Origin of the sequence: Variovorax sp. SRS16 (assembly GCF_901827165.1) — a bacterium.
GTDB lineage: Bacteria > Pseudomonadota > Gammaproteobacteria > Burkholderiales > Burkholderiaceae_C > Variovorax.
The window spans coordinates 1-17,788 of the sequence record NZ_LR594667.1; the positions used below are offsets into that span (position 1 = coordinate 1).

A 17,788-nucleotide genomic window follows, 5' to 3' on the forward strand; every position below is an offset into this window, starting at 1 on the left:
ATGGATAGCGCGATTGAGGATGGACTTGCCGACAAGTTGCCGGTGAGCCTGGTCAGTTCTCGAGTGACCATGGAGGACATAACGGCGCTGGGCGAGCGCTTGGAAATCCAGACAGCTCGGCTCAAAGAATATCTCTTTAGCGGAACCGCCAAGAAGGCGCCGGAGTTCAATGCGACGAAGCTGGCGGAACTATGCGGAAGGTCTCGCGACCAGATGTTGCGTCTACTCGACCGCGGGCTCGAACCTGGATTGAGCGATGGCATCAAGGGCAAAGCCGACGGCGGCAGTGAGCGCAATCGCCGCTTCACCCTGTCTGAGGCCCGCGCCTGGGTCAAGGCGACCCGCAAGCCAGGCCGTCCCCCCGGCTTGCCGGGCGCCACCATAACGGTGGCCAATTTCAAGGGCGGGGTCAGTAAAACTGTGACCGCCATGAGCACGGCTCAGGCCTTGAGCTTGAAGGGCTATGACGTCCTGTGCATTGACTACGACCCGCAAGGGTCAATGTCTGCCCTCTTCGGCCTGACGCCGGGGTTCATACCCGAGAGCGAAACAGTGCTGCCCTTAATGATGCACGCGACCTCCGAGATTGCACGGGACACACTGCAGGAGTCGATTCAAGCGACGTACTGGGACGGGATTGACTTGGTGCCGGCCTCACATGCGATTGCTCAGGGTGAGTTCTATTTGCCCTTGCGGCAGTTGGAAGCAAACAACCGGGGCGAGGAGTTCAAGTTCTGGGACGTGCTGAACAAGGCGCTTGATGCCGGGATTCGTGAACAGTACGACTACATCATCATCGACACCCCGCCGGCGCTGTCGTACATGAACATGACAACCATTTGGGCAGCCGACGCGCTGCTCCTGCCGCTTCCGCCCGAAGGCATCGACTTCGTCAGCTCTGCGCAATTCTGGACGATGCTGTCGGAGCTAAGCACTGGATTGGCGTTGGGCCAGAAGGATTTCGCGTGGGTGGCTGCAGTGCCGAGCAAGGTGAACCACCAACGCATGTATACGAAGGAGATTCTCAAGTGGATGCAAGGTTCCTACGGAGACATGTTGACGCAAACGGAAATTCCCGACACGGCCGCCGTGGGAATGGAAGGGGCCAAGTACTCCACTGTCTACGACGTCGAACGGTACGCGGGTTCTGCTAAGACGCTCTCGCGCGCACGCGACGCTTACGACAAGCTGGTCGATGAGATTGATTTCATGACTCGCCGGAAGGTGTGGCAGATTCCGGCGACCGAACAGGAGTAACAAGATGGCAACAAAAGGCAGAGAACAACTGAGCGCAATCAGCGATGCAGTCCTGTCAGGTCCGACGTCGCCGGCTATGGTGCGGCAACGGCCATTGCCTGCGCCGACTCAGCTGATGAACCTGACGGGCGGGCACCTTGAGAGCAAGGCGGAGATTGAACGGCTCAAGAAAGAACAAGGCAAGGCTCTGGTAATCAGGCTAGACCTGTGCGATGACGGGCCATTTCATTCAAGCCCTCTCGACCCCGTTCGCGTCGCGAACCTGAAAGCGAACCTAAAGGAGAACCCGCAAACGACACCGGCGCAGCTACGCCCGGCCGCCGCCGGACGGTTCCAGATTCTGGCCGGGCGTCATCGTAAGGCAGCTCTGCTTGAGCTGGGTCGGGAAGAGTGGCTTGTCACCATCCGTGAAGCGTCGGATGATGAGGCCGAACGAGTCACGTTTTATGACAATCTTCTTGCGCCTCAACTGACGGACTACGCGAAATACTTGGGCCTCGCGCAGCGGAAGGCTAGTCGCAGTTTTACAGTTCGGGAGCTCGAGACAGAGTCAGGGCTCAGCAAGTCGCAGGTCGCCAGGTTGCTTTCGTTCGAACGCTTGCCTGCCGCAGCCCGCCAGCTGGTTGCTTCTAAGCCGTCTGCCATAGGGGCAAACGTGGTCGAACTGCTCGCGGCGCTTGCAAAGGACCATGGCGACCGCGTTGTTCAGGCCGTCGAGTTGGTCGTGGAGGGTAAGCTGAAGGCAAGCAAGGCGCCTGCGTGGGTGACAGCCCCCCCAAAAGAGAAGAACGCGGAACGCCGGAGGCAGCCAAGTACGGACCTAGCGGTTGACGGTACGCGCTACGTCCGAATTAGACGCCGGGACGGCTTGTTGTCGATGGCTTTCACATCAGCGCAGGAAGCTGATGAACTTGAGAGAATCATTACTGAGCTCATCAAGGACCGCATCGCAAAACTAAAATCGCTCAGCTGAAGTAAGGGGCCCTCGGGCCCCTTTGCTTTTCTGGCGCCCCTCTGACCCACACGAGAACAATGAGCTGCATGCGCCGGCGAGGCTAACAAGGTCTGCTTCGCACGTTGTCCCTAGTAGGGACAAACTAGATTCCCTGGGACAGAGTTACCCCGCAGCGACGCATTTTCGACTTCCAGCAGCGGCGTGACGGCGTCTTGTCCCTAGTAGGGACAAACTAAATTCCCTGGGACAGAGTCACCCCGCAGCGGCGCATTTTCGAATTCCAGCAGCGGCGTGGAGGCGTTTTGTCCCTAGTAGGGACAAACTAAATTCCCCGGGACAGATTGCCACCACGCCTTCGACGTCCGCGAGCAGCGTGCAAGCGTCGAGCGACCGGCGAGTAGGACAGGTGAATTGAGTCCCTACCTGGACGGGGCGGGTTCGGCAGCAAGTCGTGTTGTCCCTACTAGGGACAACCAAAATACTTGGGGACAGCGGTGCCGCAGGCGGCCAGTCTAGGTGGTCCGCCCAGTGGGCTCATAACTGGATAAACGTACAGGACGCTTTTGGTCAAAGTCGAGTCGCGGAGGCACAACAACGTCGTCACTGCGCTTACCTTGCTCAGCTAGGCGACCCTGAAGCTGATGCACGAGGACCCGGAGGTCTTCAGCCTGCTGACGATAAGCCGATTCGCGGGCACCAGTCTTATCCCCCGTTTGGGCGAGTTGCTCCTGGAGCATTCGACTCTCGGCGCGGGCCGCCTCAATAGCGGTCATGGCGTACTTCTGGACGCCTTCGTAGCGCGCATTCGCCTTTGCGAGTTCGTCCCTCATCGCCTTCCGGTCGTCCTCGACGACTTGCGTGAGCGCTCTCACCTGCTCTGTAAGGGTGGCAACCAGGGCAGGGAAACTTGCAATCTCTGACGCTGCCAAGCGGACGCTGGCAACCGCAGCAGTCAGTGACTTCGAGGCGTCCGCAGCCTGAGCAATCAACTCTGCGGCTTGCTGAGCTCCCACCCTATCGAGGGCCTCAGCAGTGGGGTCTCGCTTGTTCGGCAGGGGGCGCTGGCGGTCAGCTTCCCACAGCTTCAACTCGCCGACGATTGTCTCGAAACTGCCCTTACCAAGCAGCTTCCGCACCAGAGTGGAGGTCGGGGCTGTACCGGCGGCGAGGAGCTGGTCGGCAATTTCCCGAACGCGCTTGCGGGTATCAGAGGGGGTTGCTGCCATTGTTGTGGTGGTGGTGGCTTAAGACTTGGCGTAAAGATTTACGGCCTGATTATCCCAGCTAAGCCGCAAACTGGTGCATTTCGTGAAACATCCACACACGTCAACTCGCCGTTCGACCGGTCCCAAGCCGCTAAGTCGTTGCCACACATCGATTATTCACAACTGCAAGCCACCTTGTGAAAATGCCGTGAAACATTGAATTTGCCATCGCCTGCGTAACAGGTGGCAAGCGTAACGGGTGTAAATAGCTGCGCCTGGGTCCAGGCGCAAGCAGCCGAGGGTAGGGCGGCTAGCACCTGAACCGCTTTCTCGGACCGGTGCGGCGAAGGCGTTTAAAGCCTCTTTCTACTCTGTCGCAAGGTTGGGCCTTCTCGGGCCCTGGTAACTATTGGACAGTATGGGACAGGTCATTCCAATCGCAAACGCAAGCCGCCTCGAATCATCCGACGCGGCTTTTACCTTCATCGACGAGTGCTACGAGCGGCTTGGCCAGCTCCCCGGCTTCATCGTCCGCGACGGTCAGGTTGAGTTGTCTCGGCAGGTTTGCCGTGCAATGGTGGCCGACGAGCCCATCGCTGCCGAGGCACCCACCGGCACCGGAAAGACCATCGCCTACTTGGTCGGCGCAATCGCTGCCTCGGAAAAGCTGCGGACCACAAAGGAGGTCCCGGTCGTCATCGCGACAGCGACGGTTGGCCTCCAAACCCAAATCATGCAGGGCGACCTTCCAACGCTGGTCAAGGCGCGCATTGTTCAAAGCGAGCGGGACGCGGTCGTGGCCAAAGGCCGCGGTCGCTATTTCTGCGTCAACTCGGCCGAGCGCATTTCCAACCAGGGCGACGCGGAAAACCAATTCGACTTCTTCGACCAGGGCTCCAACGAGAACGTCGATGTGTCCGTCGACGTGAAGTCAATGCTCGACCACTGGCGCGGCGGCGCCTGGAACGGGGACGTCGACAGCTACCCGGACAAGACACCGGGCAGTTGGAAGGAAGTGGCAGCCAAGTCCGAGACCTGTCTCGGTCATAAGTGCGAGTTCCACAGCGAGTGCCCCTTCCTGGCGTCGCGCCGGGTCCTGTCGGAAGCCAAAATCATCGTGGCCAACCACGACCTTGTCTTGGCTGACCTGGCCATGGCCAAGGAAAGCCCCACCGATGCTCTGTTCCCCGGCGGCCGCTATCTCCTCGTTTTTGACGAGGCCCATCATCTGCCTGACAAGGCAATCGACGTAGGCTCGGCAAACCTCGTGCTCGACGACTGCGTTGCCAACCTCGGTCGGATGGCCGGCTTCTCGAAGGGGTGGCAGCGCAAGGGGGAGCTGGTGCGCCTGTTCGAGAAGGCCAAGCTCAGCGCGCACGATTTCGACACCGGTGGCCTGGTGAACGGGCTCGCTGGCTTGAAGGACTCCCTGTCGACCATCACGGTGGAGCCGGAGACCAATCAGTATCGCTTCCCGGCCGGAAAGCTCGACACCTCCGTGCTGAAGGCCGCGACCCATGCGCTGGACCATGCGCGGCTCTTGCAAGAGAGCATCAAGGAGGCCAGCGCGGCCCTCAAGAAAACGAATCTTCCGGAGAAGAGCCCGGAATTGAAGGGGCCGATAGGCGAGCTCCTGTACCAGTGCGCCTTCTTCGGCTCGCAGCTGTCATCCATCGTCAAGGGGCTCGAGCTGTTCTCTGCGCCGGACCGGGCAGTTCGCTGGGTGTTCAAAGGCGGCACGCCGGAGGTGGCGAGCATTCACGTGTCGCCGCTCGAAGGCGCAGACGTCCTGCGTCGCCTGCTGTGGGACAGCGAGCGGGCCATCGTCGCGATGGTGTCGGCAACGCTTCAGGATTTCGACGGGTTTGACCGCTTCCGGGCACGCGTCGGTGTCGGTGACGTGCTGCGCACGATGAAGCTCGACCCCATCTTCCCTTACCGCAACAACACCATCGAGCTCATCGACATGAAGTACAGCCCGCGCCAAGATGAACGGGAGAAGTACATCGAGGAGCTGCAGCTGAACATGCCGGCAAATATCGATGCGTCCGAGGGAACTCTCATCCTGTTTCCATCGCGCTCGTTGATGAACGCGCTGCTGCCGACATTGAACAAGCACTTCGGAAACGCGGTTCTTGCTCAGGGCGACCTTGGCATCAAGGAACTGATTCATGAGCACAAGGACCGCATCGACCGGGGACGGGGCAGCATCCTGTGCGGCCTGGCAACAATGGCGGAGGGCCTCGACCTTCCCGGCGCCTACTGTGTGAACGTCATCATCTGCGCGATTCCTTTCGCAGTCCCGACCTCGCCTGTCGAGCAGGAGCTCGCCGAGGTCTTGGGCAAGGAGTACTTCGCCCAACGTGCGATGCCCGACGCACTGACCAAGCTCATCCAGATGGTGGGCCGCCTGATGCGCCGTGAATCGGACAGGGGCCGAATCGTGGTCTTCGACAAGCGGCTCATCTACACCCAGTGGGGCCGAAAGATGCTGGAGGCCCTGCCAGGCTTTCGCAAACGGTCGATGCCTGCTTTGCGGCTGCCGCGGCCTGTCGCCGTCAAGTAGCAAAGGAGCCGCGGCGAGCCGCCGCATAAAAGGGGCGCTCTATACGGGGCACTGTCTTGACTTGCCCGCAAGGGCTGCCCCTCATGCTTCACAAAGAATTCTTTGGCCTCATCTTCCTGGCGTTCGTCGCCTGGATTTTCTTGGCCGCATCGCCGGAGAAGCGCATCGAACGGGGCTGCGCTCCGATTGCCTGGGTCGGGAACGCAACCACGTCGTTGTCTTCGCTGGTGGTCCCCTCACAGCAGACGAAGGTTCAAGGGTGGTTCAACAACCTCGGCTACGGCTGCCGCTACGTGACCTGGCGCCTCATCTACCAGGACGCCTACAACGAGTGGCTCGCTACCCAGGGCCTCAGCCCTGACGCGAAGAAGCCGGCCGACGACGCTGCTGCTAACCCGGCGCAAAAGGCCGCCTCCGCGCCCGCTTCATCCACCCCCGCAGCGCCGGCCGCGCCCGCCGCCCCGGAGAAAAAATGACCAAGAAACGCCGCCATTTCCTTCAAGCCGTCGGGCTGGCCTGGGCTTGCGCACTCATGCTGCCCTCACTCGCCAGCGCCGCGCCTACGGTCGACGTCGTGAAAATCATGTCGTTCTCGTGCCCGGTCTGCCGCGCCGCAGAGGCCCAGGACGTTGCTATCGAAAGTGCGGTGAAGGCCGTCGGCGGGAGCTTCGTGCGCGGCCCGGTTCCGGTTGACCCGGCCGAGAGCGGCGCCAAAGAGCGCGTCTACTACGCCGCTCGAGGCGTTTCGCCGGCGGTGGCTGACACCATCAAAAACGCGATTTACCGTGGCGCGCAGGACCTCAGCATCCCGTTGGGCGAGGAAAACCAGGTGCTGGTTTGGCTCCAGCAGCAGCTGGGGGACATGCCGGAGAAGGACCTCACCGCTCTCTTCGAGGCCTCACGGGGCCCGCGCGGAAAGGGCGCACTTTCTCGTGCGGCAACCCTTGCCGTGTCAGTCGGTGTTGAGAGCCTTCCTGCCTACGTCATCGTCGTTGACGGAAGGCCCGTCTCCAGCGTCGACCCCACCTCCGTGCCTGGAGGCTCGCTGACGCGCCTTCGGGATGAAGTCATCTCCAAAGTGAAAACTCTCGCGAAGTAACAGCATGCCCATGATTGAAGTCCCCGCCCACGTCCAGCACGAGAACGTTCGGCAAAACCACATCGACGTCGTCGGCGGTACCAACTGGGACTTGTCCCGTTCTGCGGTCGAAACGCCCATCACGCCGCTGCCGGACCCGGTGCCGCTCCCACCCCTTGAGCCTACCAATGGGTACCAGGCCGCACACGCCATGCCGGTGGAGGGCGCCACAGTCATCGTCGACTTCGCCAAGAACTCTGTGCTCATCAGCAAACAGACTGCTGCGGAGCTGCGCGGCCTTCACAAGAAATCAACCGTCCTGGTCGCCGGCCACGCGGGCGCGGGCGAAAAGAATCCCGCCAAGCTGGCGCAGCGGCGTGCCCAGGCTGTCGCCGCGAACTTAAAGCGTCGCGGCCACAGGGTCGAGGCGGTGCGGTCGTTCTCGAGTGAGGTGCCCCGCAGCCACACGTCCGAGGGCGCCTCGCTGAACCAGCGGGTGGAAGTATTTGAGCGCTGAGTGCAAGGAAGACGCGCTCATATAAACGCATCTTCTATAGAAGGGGTGCCTTAAAAAGCCCCAGTAACCCCCGCTGAAAGCAGCGGACTCAGTACCCCCAGGAGACTCAATTGATTCACGACCTTTTCATCGTTGGTGAAATCCGCAAGATTACGGTGTCCACCCCCAAGGACCCCAAGAAGGGCGCCAGCGCTGTGCTTATGGTGCAGTGGGGCCCGGTGCGCGAACAAAGCGGCGGTGTCGTCGACTTCATCAACGCCGGCCAAGTTCGCATCCCCAACTACCGCTTCCCGAAGCTGCAGGACCGCCTCAAGGTCGGCCAGACCGTCAAAATCAACGGCCACATCCAAGGTGTCGTGAAGACCCTGGACGCCGACCAGTTCCTCTCGAACGAGCTGGTCGCCGACCGCGTGTTCATCCTGGACGAACCGAGCACGCCGGCGGAGGCCGCCGCAGCCGCCGCCGAGTAAACCCCGACCTGGGCCATGGACGCGATTCCGTCGCTGCCTCCGTACGCCCATGTCACGCGAGAGGCCGTGCAGTGCGCTGCACAGGCCTCTTTGCGTTACGACGTACCGGAGCTACTCCTGCACGCGATTCTTCGAAAGGAGAACGGGCGGGTCGGCGCGAGCAGCAAGAATCGCGACGGAAGCTTCGACCTCGGCCCCGCACAGGTCAACACGAAGTGGGTCGAGTACTTCGCCAAGTTCGGCCTGAGGAAGGAGCATCTGCGCGACGACTTCTGCACGAACATCAACGCGAGCGCCTACATCATTCGCGACAACTTCAACAAGAAGCGCGACTGGTTCAACGCCATCGTGGCCTACAACATCGGGCCCAACAACTGGACGCCGAACCGCTATCGCATCGGCCACAAGTACGCCAGCGACGTCATCGGCTTCTGGTGGGGCTTCCAGAACTATGTCGATGCGCAGCGCGGTATTCGCCGCACCGCGGATGGAACCCCCACCGCCGCCGCCACTTCGCCTATTCGTCAAGCGCAGGCCTCTCCGGCCAAGCCGAAACAACTCGTCTTTTCCCTATCGTCGGACGAGACGGGAAGCGAATAGCGCTAGCTCAGAAAAAACTTCCGGGTTGTATAAACCCATCGCTATACGGTAGGCACTCGCTGCCTGAACCAACGGCTCCGGCTCTCGAGCGCGTGTTTGCAAACACATCACCTCAACGAAGCAAGGAGCTTTAAATGACTTTTCTCCGTACCCTGAAGGGCAAGGCCCTCGCTGCGCTGGCTGTGGCCGGTGCCTCCCCGGCGGTGTTCGCTGGCCAGTTGGACCAGAACGACGCGTTCTACAGCTTCTGGAAGACCGTGGACGGTTGGACCACAGGCGCCCTGGGCGTTGGCCTGGCCACCACCATGCTGCTCATGGGCGGCGCCATCGGCGTTGCCAAGAACAGCCCCATGCCCGCGCTGACGGGTATCGCTGGCGGTGCTTTCCTGCACTGGGGCCCCAGCATCATCCAGCAAATCATGGTGGGTGGCGGCCTCATCTAAGCGCGGCCTGACGAGTAGGGGCGGGAGACCGCCCCTATCTCTCTTCTCTCTTTCCTTCCCCCGGAAGTAGCGCATGGACCAAGAGTCGCACGTCTTTCCCTTCGACCTCGAGTCGCCCATCCCAATCATGTTTTGGGACCCCTTGGAGTTCACGCTTTCACTGATTCTGATGGGTTTCGGAATCATCGCGCACATGTGGATTCTCGGTGTCTTGATGGGCGGCGGCGTACTCATTGGCGCCCGGTATCTCAAGCGTGGCTCCAAGCGCGGAGCGATGCAGCACTTTTTGTGGGCGCACGGGCTACAGCTGGACGCGCCGCTGAAGACCAGGTTTAAACCCGCGTGGCTTAACGACTTTACCGAGTAAGCCACCAGGCCTAACACATGTCAGACCCGAAACAAAACAACTACCTGGACAGCGTCGCAAACGCGTTCAAAACCGCGCAGGCCTGGAAGAGCGCCACCTACACCCTTGGTGTGGCTGTCATCTTCCTGGTCAGCGCGCTCATCTATCAGCAGCGCAACACGCCTGTGGTTCTCGTGCCGCACGACTTGGCCGCCTCCGGCACCCGTGTCACCGTGACCACCAACGGCGAGATTCGCGGCACGAGCTCCGAGTACATGGCGAACGCGGCCATGTCCGATGCCTCACTCATCCTGAATTTCATTCCGGACAACGTCGTTACGCAAACGACCCGGTTCCTGAACCGGCTCACGGAGGACCTGTATGGCGAACAACGCGAGCCACTGCTCGCGCAGGCCGAGGACTTCAAGCGTCGGGGGGTGACCCAGTCGTTCTATCCGTCCGAAGTCAAGGTCTCTCCGGACGGCAAGCGCGTCCAAATCGATGGCACCCAGTTGCGCTGGGTCGGCGGCAAGGAAACGCTGCGCGCCAAGCTGACTTACGTCATCACCTACAAGGTTTACAAGGGGTACTTGCATGTCGCCGACCTGCGTCAACAACAAGACAAATAAGCAGCCACTCGCCGTGGCTCTGGCACTCGTCGCTGGGCTTGCGCTCTCGGCTACGGCATTCGCTGCCCCCGCGAAGAAGCAAGTCGAGCCCGTCAAGGGTGCCACCATCGAACTGCCCGAGCCGGGCGTCGTGACGGTGTCCGACTACGAATTCAATACCTTCGTCTTCAGCGAACCTGCAAAGCGCTTCATCTTCCCGGCGGGCTCGCCTGTCTCCGGCGACCCAATCACGCTCTCGGGCGGTACCCAGGTACTGCTGCAGTTCACGCGTGGTGCCGACCGCCCGGTACAGATGGTGGTGGAGCTGCAAAGCGGCAAGGTAGAGAAGTTGCGCGTGGTGCCCAAGGCTGTGCCAGGCATCACTTACCCAGTGAATGGTGCTCGACTCAAGCCCCCGTCTGCCGCGCGCACCCAAGGCCCTCTCGTGAGCGACGGACAAAAGGGGTCCTCGCCGCGCGGCGCGGATATCGAGCTGCTGAAGACGCTGACGACTGGCGGCGAACCGCCGAGCGGCTTCGAGCCCGTGAGCCTCCCCCGGCCGACCCGTTTCGACAAGTTCACGGTCGTACCAATGGCGGGCTGGAGCGACGGCGCCAAGCGAATCTTGGTTTTCTCGCTGGTTGCTGCACAGGACCAGACCGCCGTGGTCAGCCCGAATCAGTTCTACCGTGAAGGCATCAACGCTGTGCTGCTGGACGGCGACACCGTGGACGCAAACAGCAGCCCGCAACTGTTCGTAGTGGAGGAGCTCGGCGATGAGTGACGACAAAAAGCCAGGACTGTTCATCAACAACAAGTCGAAGGCGGCACCCGCGTCCGCATCGGCCATCAAGGTCGGCGGCAAGCAAAAGAACGTCCAACGTCGCTGGCTCTATGTCGCCGTCGGCCTGGCGGGCGTCGCCGTCATCAGCACGGCCGCCTTCTCCGACAAGAAGTCGAACTTGCCCGATGGCCCGAAGAAAGAGGCGGCCATGATTAACGTGACCCCGCCCAACGCGGACAAGGTGGCGTTCGAGGCCAAGTTCGGCAAGGACTTGGAGGGCTTCAAGCAAATGCTGGAGCAGCTCAAGTCCGACAACCTCTCGCTGAAGGAGCGCGTCGCGCAGCAAGACCTTGCTGCCCGGAATGCGGCTGCCAACGGCGGCACCGGTGCAAGGTCGAATACGCCCCTGCCTGCCGGCGTCGTGCCCCCACCCAGCCAAGGCAACAGTGGCGGCATCGGCTCGCTCGCAGCACCAGAGGCTCCCCCGCCGCCTCCGGCTGCGCCCGCGCGGCCGGCAGGGGGGATTCCCATTCCCGCAGGCCCCGGTGCGTCTGGCGCTTCGCTGCCTCCCATTACGCCAACGATGCAATCCGCCCCGGTCGCACCGATGGTCTTCGAGGTGAAGGACACCAGCGCTGCAGTCGCACCCGCAGGAGGCCCCTCCGTCAACTCGAAGATTTCGTACAAGAAGAACGAGTCTGCCGGGCTCCTGCCGGCAGGCGGCTTCGCACCCGTCGTGCTGCTCAACGGCCTGGACGCGGGTACGTCGGTGACGACGCAATCGAATCCGATGCCTGTTCTGATGAACGTGACGGAGCAGGCCACGCTGCCTGGTGCCGCCAAGTACCGCCTCAAGAACTGCTTCGTGCTGGGCAACGGCTACGGCGACCTGTCTGCCGAGCGGGTGTACGTGCGGTTCAATCGCCTCTCGTGCGTGGATAAGGGCGACCGCCTGATTCTGTCGCAGGAAGTCGCAGGCTACGTGGTGGACAGTGACGGGAAGCTAGGGCTTCGCGGCAAAGTGATGGACCGTCAAGGCGCACGCCTTGGCAAGGCGCTCCTCGCTGGTTTTGCACAGGGTCTCTCCGGTGCACTGGGTCAGGCCCAGGGCACCGTGACGTCCAACCTGTCGACAGGCTCCACTATGAGCTCGTTGGGCGGTGCGGCGGCGTTGCGGGCGTCCGGCCTCTCTGGCGCTCAAACGGCAGCGCAGCAAATCGCGGAGTTCTACCTGAAAGAGGCGCAAGCCATCTTCCCGGTGGTGTCCATCGACACCGGACGAACCGGGACCATCGTCTTCACCAACAGCGTCTCGCTGAACTGGGGAACGGGTGAGTCGCAGTTCGTTCAAGAAGTCAAGCCGAACAACTGATGGCCACGGCGGCGCCACCACCCGCTGCAGCCGTGATGCCCGCCGCCGAAGTTGGCGGGCGTCTGACTCAGCTTGAAGCGGACGAGGTTCTCTCGCGCTTGCGCGGCACCCTGCGCGGCACCCGCTTCCTGAAGGCGTGGCCCGCCGCAGTGCCAGGGCTCGTCACGCTGCAACTAGAAAACGGAGAGGTTGCCTATGCGGATAAGTCCGCTCGCTACTTCTTGATGGGGGTGGTGTTCGACACCGCTACTGGCAAGGGCTTGGACCGCCAGATGGACCCCACCGACACGAATGAATGAAAGACCCGGAGTTCCTATGAAACGCCTCCTTATTGCTGCCTCCGTGACCGCCTTGCTGTCGGCCTGTGCTGGCTTGGGCCACGTCGAATACGAATGCGCGCTCGCCGATGTGCCCGCCGCGAAATGCGCCTCGATGGAGGATGCGTACAAGCTTTCGACTAAAGGGAAGGGCGCAGGCAATCACAAACAATCCGTCTTTGAAAGCCAGCCTCGCACCGCCAAGACGGGCGAGCAGTCGCCTGAGGCTGCGCAGCCATTCTTCCGCGGGGAAGCGTCGAACATGCCCGACGCGGCGCAGCAGGGGCTGCCGGTGTTCAAACAACCGAAAGTAATGCGCGTCTGGGTTGCGCCGTACGTCGATGCCGACGGAAACCTGCGGTCTGGCGAGTACACGTACTTCGCCACACCTGGCGCCTGGAACTACGGCAGCCTGACCAAGCCTGGCGCAGCGGCCGCAGGCGGGATGTTTGAGCCCACCAAGCCCAATCAGCTGGGATTCACCCCCAAGGAAGTGAACTCCACCAACCGTGCCACGACGCCGAGCGGTCCGTCAAAACCGCCCGAGTCAAAGGCGGCTACCGGAACGACAACTTCGTCAGCACCTGCACCTTCGACATCGAACGGCATTACGCAACCGTACCAGCGACTCAACTGAACGTCGGCAGCGCCACCACAGCCCACGTAGGAGATATCTTTGAAACAAGCAGGCAAGTTGCTCAAGCGCCTCACTGCGTTCGTAAAGCCGGACGCCCCCATGGCGGTCCCCGCCACGATGTCGGCGGCGGCAGCCATGACCGACCGGGAATCGTTCTCGTCGCTATTCACGTATCGGTTCTTCGATGACGAGACGAATTTCATGTACCTCGATGACGGGCACGGGCCGGCCATCGGCTTCCTGCTCGCCATCTCACCGCTCAATGTCGCCGGCGTGAACGCCGAAGGTGCTATCGAGGCCGCCATGGTGGGTCTCCCGCCCGAGTCGGTCTTGCAATTCGGCAAACTCGTGACCCCGCAGGTCGAGGGCTTCGTGAACACCTGGGCGAACGCGCGCCTCGCCAAAACGAACAACCCGCTACTGCGACAAATCGTTGAGCGCCGCCGCGACTTCCTGCTCACCACCGCCCTGGGCCCATCGATGCTGCCCCGCACGCGCATGCATCCGCGCATGATGCAGTGGTACGTCGCCGCGCGCGTTCCATTCACGGGTGACGTGAAAAGCGAAGTCGAAATGCGTGCCTTTCGCCAGACGATGCGTGATTGCCGCAACACGGTCGCCAGCGCGTTGTCGGCCGTGGGCATGCAATCGATGGAAATGGCTGAGGTCGACATCAAGTTCCTGCTCTGGGAGCTTCTGAATCCGCACCTCGAGCCCTCCGAACGTATTTTCGAGGCGACGCCTGGCCAACCGGTCTCGGCGGACCTCATGTCCCGCAATACCCGTGTCAGCGTTTTGCGCGACGGCCGCATCGGCTTCAGCAAGCACGCAGGGGATACGAACGCGGACGGCGAGCACGTGCCTGACGTTGTCGTGAGTTGCCTCACGGTCGATGCGGCGCCCCATACGCACTACCTGCCGAGCATGGCGCGCACCCTCGGGGACCCGATGTCCTGGGACGACCGTATCACGTGTCCATACTGGGCATACACGACGGTCCACATTCTCCATCCCGATGACTCGAAGGATGACCTGCTGGGCAAGTTCGGCATGCTGAACAAGCAGACGATGTCTGAGAGCCAGTGGTTCCGTTCGATGATGGGCCACCTCTACGAGCGTCGGGACCGCGCAGAAGCGTTGCTCAAGGAAACGAGCAAGGGGCACCGCTTGGTGCGCGCCTACACGGGCATCAACCTGTACACGCCGCCCGATGAGGCCCGACAGCAGACCGAGCGCGTGAAGGGCTTTTTCCGAGGCGCCGGATTCCGAATTTCTGACGAGCCCTACATCTCCCTGCCGGTGTTCATCGCGTCGCTGCCGTTGCAGTATGTCCCGGCGATGGACCCTCCGAACCGCGGGATGCAGCGGGCTTGGCTGATGAGTTCCATCAACGCGGCCTCCATGATGCAAGTCCAGGGTGACTGGCGCGGTACGGGTCCGGAGCACGCGGGCCTACTGCTGACTTCCCGTTCGGGCCAACTTGCAACTTTCGACCTGCTGTGGAAGGACTCCACGAACTACAACTTCGTCGTGGTAGCCGCCTCTGGCTCGGGCAAGTCATTCCTGACCAACGAGCTGGTCTGCGACTTCCTTTCCCGCGGCGGTATCGCGCGCATTATCGACGTGGGGCGGTCGTACCACCGCTTCTGTACCGTCATGGGCGGTGAGAACCTGGTCTTCGACGCGGAGAAGCCGCGGTCGATGAACCCCTTCACCGGCATCAACACCGTCGATGACCTGAACGAGCTCATGCCGATGCTCAAGGAGCTGCTGCGCCTGATGGCATTCCCCCTGACCAAGTCGGAGGATGTGCCTCAGTTCCAGTATCAGCTGCTCGAAATCGTGGTCGAAAAGGCATGGCGAAAGTTTGCTGCAGCTACCGAACTCAAGCACGTCGTCGAAGAGCTGGAAGTCTGGGACGGCGCGTCGCCGGAGCTGGCCCACCAGCTCGCGATGCAGCTCATGGCGTATTCCCATGGCCGCTACAGCGCGTGGTTCACCGGCCCGCGTGAGGTTTCCTTCAACAAGCCTCTGGTCGTGATTGAACTCGAAGAGCTCAAACAGGACCCACAGCTCCAGTCGGTCGTGCTGCAGCTGGTGATGTTCCAGTGCACGAAGGAGATGTACCTCTCCGACCGGGCCCTCCCGAAGCTGCTGGCAATCGACGAAGCCTGGGACTTGATGGGCGGCCTCAGCACCGGCAAGTTCATCGAAACCGCCTTCCGCCGGATGCGTAAGTACAACGGCGTCGCCGGGGTCATCACGCAGTCCTTCCAGGATTTTACGAAGTCCGAGGCAGCAATGGCTGCGGTGGAAAACGCCGCGTGGCAGTTCATTCTTCACCAGAAGAAGGAGTCCATCGACTACGCGGTCGACCACAAGCGAATTTCGGCGGACGAGGCCACCATCGAGCTCATCAAGTCCGTGAAATCCGGCGAGGGGTTTTCCGAGGTCTTCGTGCGCAATGACGCCGGCGCGGGCGTGTACCGCTTCGTGACGGATAAACACTCCTACTACACGTTCTCGTCGAGGGCGACCGACATCATCAGGCTGAACAAGCTCACCGAGTCAGGCATGACGCTGGAGGACGCCATCGACAAGCTGGCAATGGAGGATTACGCGCGAATGTGGGGTGGCCAAGACGCCGCCTGACGCGCGAGAGTCCATCAGAACGCCCGGCGATGCCGGGCGTTTGCTTTCAAGACGTGAACATGAACGACGACACCACTTCACAAGGCGAAATTTTCAAGCTGCTCGCTCCCTATCTCGGGGGTACGCTTTTGCTTGCCGTGATGGTCGTAGTGCTCCTGCTGCGCTTCTCTCCGTTGGGACAAGGCGGCGGCGGGACATCCACGGTGAACGCGGTGACCTTCGATGTGGTGAAGTTTGCCAATGCGCAGCGCGCAGTCGCCTCCGCGTTCCTCAAGCCCGGCAGCGCGGACGTCGCCGAGGCGAACGAAATCCTCCTGGGACTTACCGAACGCACCCGCAAGACCATTGAGGAGGTGGCAGGGGAGGGCACGCTGGTGCTCGTGAAGCAATCGGTGGCCCACGGCGTGTCGCGCGACATCACCGACGACGTGCTGAAGAAACTCGGCATGCCGACCAATGCCCCGACGCGAGACGCCGTGGCATACACGCTGGACGTTGCACCGACCATGCTGATGGGGCCGCTGACCAGCCGTCGCCCGCAGACGACGGTGGCCCCCAGCGGTGAAAGCGTTATCCCGTGATTTCGCGCGACGCCTTCGAGCGCTTCTTCATCATCCTCGCATGCTCTGTGCTGGCGATTCATGTGTACGTGAAGGTCGTCCCGTACTCGCTGTCCTGGAACGTCACCGCATCGATTCCACGGGGACTCTATTTGTCCACCGAGGCGACAACGACGCCCCTGGTGCGCGGTCAGATTGGCTGCTTCGCCTATTCGGCACCGACTTGGGCGGAGGCGCGCCACTACTTCCCCGATGGGTTTCAGCTGTGCAAGTACGCGCTGGGCTTGCCTGGTGACGTGGTCGAGGTCGATGCGTCCCTTCGCGTGTCCTCCGCTGCGGGGAAGCACGCCGACGTCGCCTTTGCATCGGCCGACAGCCGCGGACGCCCGATGCCGCGTGCAGAGGGCCTGGCCGGAGCGATTCCCCGCGGGGAGTACCTGCTGCTGGCACCCGCCCACACGAACAGCCTCGACTCGCGCTACCTGGGACGTATTGCCCACGAGCGCCTCACCCGCACCCTTGTTCCCCTCTTGACCTGGTAACCACATGGCCACCGCGAAAGCTGACGCAGCAGACGTCGAAAAAGATGAAAAGGCGCAGCGCCTGCCCTTCCTCGAGGACGGCGAGCTGGCGACCGTCGTTCGCGTTGAACTGAAGACCCGCAAAACGCGAGCCCCCAAGCCCTATACGGAGGGAACGCTGCTCGACGACATGAAGGGCGCCGCGAAGTTCGTGGAAGACGCGACTCTTCGCAAGGCCATCAGGACCAAGGAAGCCTCTGGCATCGGCACTGCCGCGACCCGTGCGGAAACCATCGAGAAGCTCAAGGCCGTCAAGTACATCAAGGCCTCGGGAAAGACCATCACCGCGACCCCGAAGGGTCTCGACTTCATCACCTGGCTTGAATCCATCATGCCCGAGCTCACGGACGTTGCGCTCACGGCACGCTGGCAAGCAGAACTTGATGGCGTTGCCGTTTCAGGTGGCGGCAAAGCCTTTGAAGCCGGCGTCGCAGACAACGTGCGACAGCTGGTTTCTATATTTCAAGTGGCGCCTTCAATGCGCCTCGCATCCACCTCCTCAACTGAAGGCTCATCAAGCATGACTGACACCCCCAAACGTGCGAACAAACCCAGCGACAAGATGCTGGAGTTCGCGAAGCGCATCGCCGACAAGGTCGGCAAGAAGGTCCCTGACGACGTCATGGCCGACTGGGACGCCTGCAAGGCGTTCATCGACGAGAACAAGGACGCGGCCATGCGTCCGAGCGAAAAGCAGATTGCGTTCGCCGGCCGCATCGCCAAGGAGAAGGGCCTGACTGTGCCTGATGACGCGCTGAAGGACGGCCGCGAACTGTCGCGCTGGATTGACGAGAACATCAGCAAGTAACTCGCCTGCCTCCGCATGCAAAGCCGGCCCCG

At 61.8% G+C, this 17,788-nt stretch carries 20 protein-coding genes; 19 read left to right on the plus strand and 1 reads right to left on the minus strand.

The genetic code is table 11. From position 1 onward, the window contains the following. Both E5P2_RS27740 and E5P2_RS27745 read left to right on the plus strand, forming a co-directional pair. Positions 1-1,257, plus strand: a 1,257-nt coding sequence (locus E5P2_RS27740) for a ParA family protein (protein WP_162487200.1), incomplete at its 5' end; no start/stop codon positions are given. Between the two features lie 4 nt (positions 1,258-1,261). Then, on the plus strand, positions 1,262-2,230 hold the full coding sequence (locus tag E5P2_RS27745; protein ID WP_162570700.1) for a ParB/RepB/Spo0J family partition protein: 969 nt from the start codon (positions 1,262-1,264) through the stop codon (positions 2,228-2,230). A 494-nt stretch (positions 2,231-2,724) separates the two neighbouring features. Here the strand turns inward: E5P2_RS27745 and E5P2_RS27750 are convergent, their stop codons facing one another. Continuing rightward, the gene (locus tag E5P2_RS27750) at positions 2,725-3,438 is read right to left on the minus strand and encodes a DNA-binding protein (protein WP_068673586.1); all 714 of its coding nucleotides are present in this window, start codon (positions 3,436-3,438) and stop codon (positions 2,725-2,727) included. Between the two features lie 397 nt (positions 3,439-3,835). Between E5P2_RS27750 and E5P2_RS27755 the strand changes: the two genes are divergently transcribed. From E5P2_RS27755 to E5P2_RS27835, 17 genes are all read left to right on the plus strand, one after another. Next, complete coding sequence (locus tag E5P2_RS27755; protein ID WP_068673584.1) at positions 3,836-5,983, plus strand: helicase C-terminal domain-containing protein; 2,148 nt, start codon at positions 3,836-3,838, stop codon at positions 5,981-5,983. Between the two features lie 83 nt (positions 5,984-6,066). Continuing rightward, entirely contained in the window at positions 6,067-6,459 is a 393-nt protein-coding gene (locus E5P2_RS27760; RefSeq protein ID WP_068673582.1) for a hypothetical protein, read from the plus strand. Continuing rightward, entirely contained in the window at positions 6,456-7,082 is a 627-nt protein-coding gene (locus tag E5P2_RS27765; protein ID WP_068673580.1) for a hypothetical protein, read from the plus strand. The genes E5P2_RS27760 and E5P2_RS27765 overlap by 4 nt, the downstream gene beginning before the upstream one ends. Positions 7,083-7,092: 10 nt before the next feature. Beyond that, complete coding sequence (locus E5P2_RS27770; protein ID WP_102906932.1) at positions 7,093-7,578, plus strand: OmpA family protein; 486 nt, start codon at positions 7,093-7,095, stop codon at positions 7,576-7,578. A 110-nt stretch (positions 7,579-7,688) separates the two neighbouring features. Further along, complete coding sequence (locus tag E5P2_RS27775; RefSeq protein WP_068673576.1) at positions 7,689-8,048, plus strand: hypothetical protein; 360 nt, start codon at positions 7,689-7,691, stop codon at positions 8,046-8,048. Positions 8,049-8,063: 15 nt separating this feature from the next. Next, a complete protein-coding gene (locus E5P2_RS27780; protein ID WP_162570701.1) occupies positions 8,064-8,648 on the plus strand; it encodes a lytic transglycosylase domain-containing protein in 585 nt (194 codons plus the stop codon). 134 nt (positions 8,649-8,782) lie between these two features. Then, complete coding sequence (gene traA, locus E5P2_RS27785; RefSeq protein ID WP_068673572.1) at positions 8,783-9,091, plus strand: TraA family conjugative transfer protein; 309 nt, start codon at positions 8,783-8,785, stop codon at positions 9,089-9,091. Positions 9,092-9,164: 73 nt separating this feature from the next. Further along, positions 9,165-9,458: a type IV conjugative transfer system protein TraL gene (locus E5P2_RS27790; protein WP_068673570.1), complete on the plus strand. Its 294-nt coding sequence runs from the start codon at positions 9,165-9,167 to the stop codon at positions 9,456-9,458. Between the two features lie 17 nt (positions 9,459-9,475). Continuing rightward, a complete protein-coding gene (locus tag E5P2_RS27795; RefSeq protein ID WP_068673568.1) occupies positions 9,476-10,066 on the plus strand; it encodes a TraE/TraK family type IV conjugative transfer system protein in 591 nt (196 codons plus the stop codon). Beyond that, positions 10,032-10,829, plus strand: coding sequence for a type-F conjugative transfer system secretin TraK (locus tag E5P2_RS27800; protein WP_083944120.1), 798 nt, complete (start codon positions 10,032-10,034; stop codon positions 10,827-10,829). The genes E5P2_RS27795 and E5P2_RS27800 overlap by 35 nt, the downstream gene beginning before the upstream one ends. Further along, positions 10,822-12,201 carry a TraB/VirB10 family protein gene (locus E5P2_RS27805; RefSeq protein ID WP_068673564.1) on the plus strand — a complete coding sequence of 460 codons (1,380 nt, stop codon included), beginning with the start codon at positions 10,822-10,824 and terminating at the stop codon, positions 12,199-12,201. Before E5P2_RS27800 ends, E5P2_RS27805 begins: the two co-directional genes overlap by 8 nt. A gap of 35 nt (positions 12,202-12,236) precedes the next feature. Continuing rightward, positions 12,237-12,500 (plus strand): disulfide isomerase DsbC N-terminal domain-containing protein, encoded by a 264-nt coding sequence (locus E5P2_RS27810; protein WP_068673562.1) that lies wholly within the window; start codon positions 12,237-12,239, stop codon positions 12,498-12,500. Positions 12,501-12,516: 16 nt separating this feature from the next. Beyond that, positions 12,517-13,155 carry a type IV conjugative transfer system lipoprotein TraV gene (gene traV / locus E5P2_RS27815; RefSeq protein WP_068673560.1) on the plus strand — a complete coding sequence of 213 codons (639 nt, stop codon included), beginning with the start codon at positions 12,517-12,519 and terminating at the stop codon, positions 13,153-13,155. 39 nt (positions 13,156-13,194) lie between these two features. Continuing rightward, complete coding sequence (locus tag E5P2_RS27820) at positions 13,195-15,807, plus strand: TraC family protein (RefSeq protein WP_102905903.1); 2,613 nt, start codon at positions 13,195-13,197, stop codon at positions 15,805-15,807. A gap of 59 nt (positions 15,808-15,866) precedes the next feature. Beyond that, on the plus strand, positions 15,867-16,388 hold the full coding sequence (locus E5P2_RS27825) for a hypothetical protein (protein WP_146039478.1): 522 nt from the start codon (positions 15,867-15,869) through the stop codon (positions 16,386-16,388). Then, entirely contained in the window at positions 16,385-16,909 is a 525-nt protein-coding gene (locus E5P2_RS27830; protein ID WP_068673556.1) for a S26 family signal peptidase, read from the plus strand. The genes E5P2_RS27825 and E5P2_RS27830 overlap by 4 nt, the downstream gene beginning before the upstream one ends. Positions 16,910-16,913: 4 nt before the next feature. Continuing rightward, complete coding sequence (locus E5P2_RS27835; RefSeq protein WP_068673554.1) at positions 16,914-17,756, plus strand: DNA topoisomerase; 843 nt, start codon at positions 16,914-16,916, stop codon at positions 17,754-17,756. Positions 17,757-17,788 lie beyond the last annotated feature (32 nt).

What these genes read in the sequence shown, in the direction of transcription:
- E5P2_RS27745 (WP_162570700.1), top strand. Translation starts at nt 1,262, where the DNA reads ATGGCAACAAAAGGCAGAGAACAACTGAGCGCAATCAGCGATGCAGTC.
- E5P2_RS27750 (WP_068673586.1), bottom strand. Translation starts at nt 3,438, where the DNA reads ATGGCAGCAACCCCCTCTGATACCCGCAAGCGCGTTCGGGAAATTGCC.
- E5P2_RS27755 (WP_068673584.1), top strand. Translation starts at nt 3,836, where the DNA reads ATGGGACAGGTCATTCCAATCGCAAACGCAAGCCGCCTCGAATCATCC.
- E5P2_RS27760 (WP_068673582.1), top strand. Translation starts at nt 6,067, where the DNA reads ATGCTTCACAAAGAATTCTTTGGCCTCATCTTCCTGGCGTTCGTCGCC.
- E5P2_RS27765 (WP_068673580.1), top strand. Translation starts at nt 6,456, where the DNA reads ATGACCAAGAAACGCCGCCATTTCCTTCAAGCCGTCGGGCTGGCCTGG.
- E5P2_RS27770 (WP_102906932.1), top strand. Translation starts at nt 7,093, where the DNA reads ATGATTGAAGTCCCCGCCCACGTCCAGCACGAGAACGTTCGGCAAAAC.
- E5P2_RS27780 (WP_162570701.1), top strand. Translation starts at nt 8,064, where the DNA reads ATGGACGCGATTCCGTCGCTGCCTCCGTACGCCCATGTCACGCGAGAG.
- traA (WP_068673572.1), top strand. Translation starts at nt 8,783, where the DNA reads ATGACTTTTCTCCGTACCCTGAAGGGCAAGGCCCTCGCTGCGCTGGCT.
- E5P2_RS27790 (WP_068673570.1), top strand. Translation starts at nt 9,165, where the DNA reads ATGGACCAAGAGTCGCACGTCTTTCCCTTCGACCTCGAGTCGCCCATC.
- E5P2_RS27795 (WP_068673568.1), top strand. Translation starts at nt 9,476, where the DNA reads ATGTCAGACCCGAAACAAAACAACTACCTGGACAGCGTCGCAAACGCG.
- E5P2_RS27800 (WP_083944120.1), top strand. Translation starts at nt 10,032, where the DNA reads ATGTCGCCGACCTGCGTCAACAACAAGACAAATAAGCAGCCACTCGCC.
- E5P2_RS27805 (WP_068673564.1), top strand. Translation starts at nt 10,822, where the DNA reads ATGAGTGACGACAAAAAGCCAGGACTGTTCATCAACAACAAGTCGAAG.
- E5P2_RS27810 (WP_068673562.1), top strand. Translation starts at nt 12,237, where the DNA reads ATGCCCGCCGCCGAAGTTGGCGGGCGTCTGACTCAGCTTGAAGCGGAC.
- traV (WP_068673560.1), top strand. Translation starts at nt 12,517, where the DNA reads ATGAAACGCCTCCTTATTGCTGCCTCCGTGACCGCCTTGCTGTCGGCC.
- E5P2_RS27825 (WP_146039478.1), top strand. Translation starts at nt 15,867, where the DNA reads ATGAACGACGACACCACTTCACAAGGCGAAATTTTCAAGCTGCTCGCT.
- E5P2_RS27835 (WP_068673554.1), top strand. Translation starts at nt 16,914, where the DNA reads ATGGCCACCGCGAAAGCTGACGCAGCAGACGTCGAAAAAGATGAAAAG.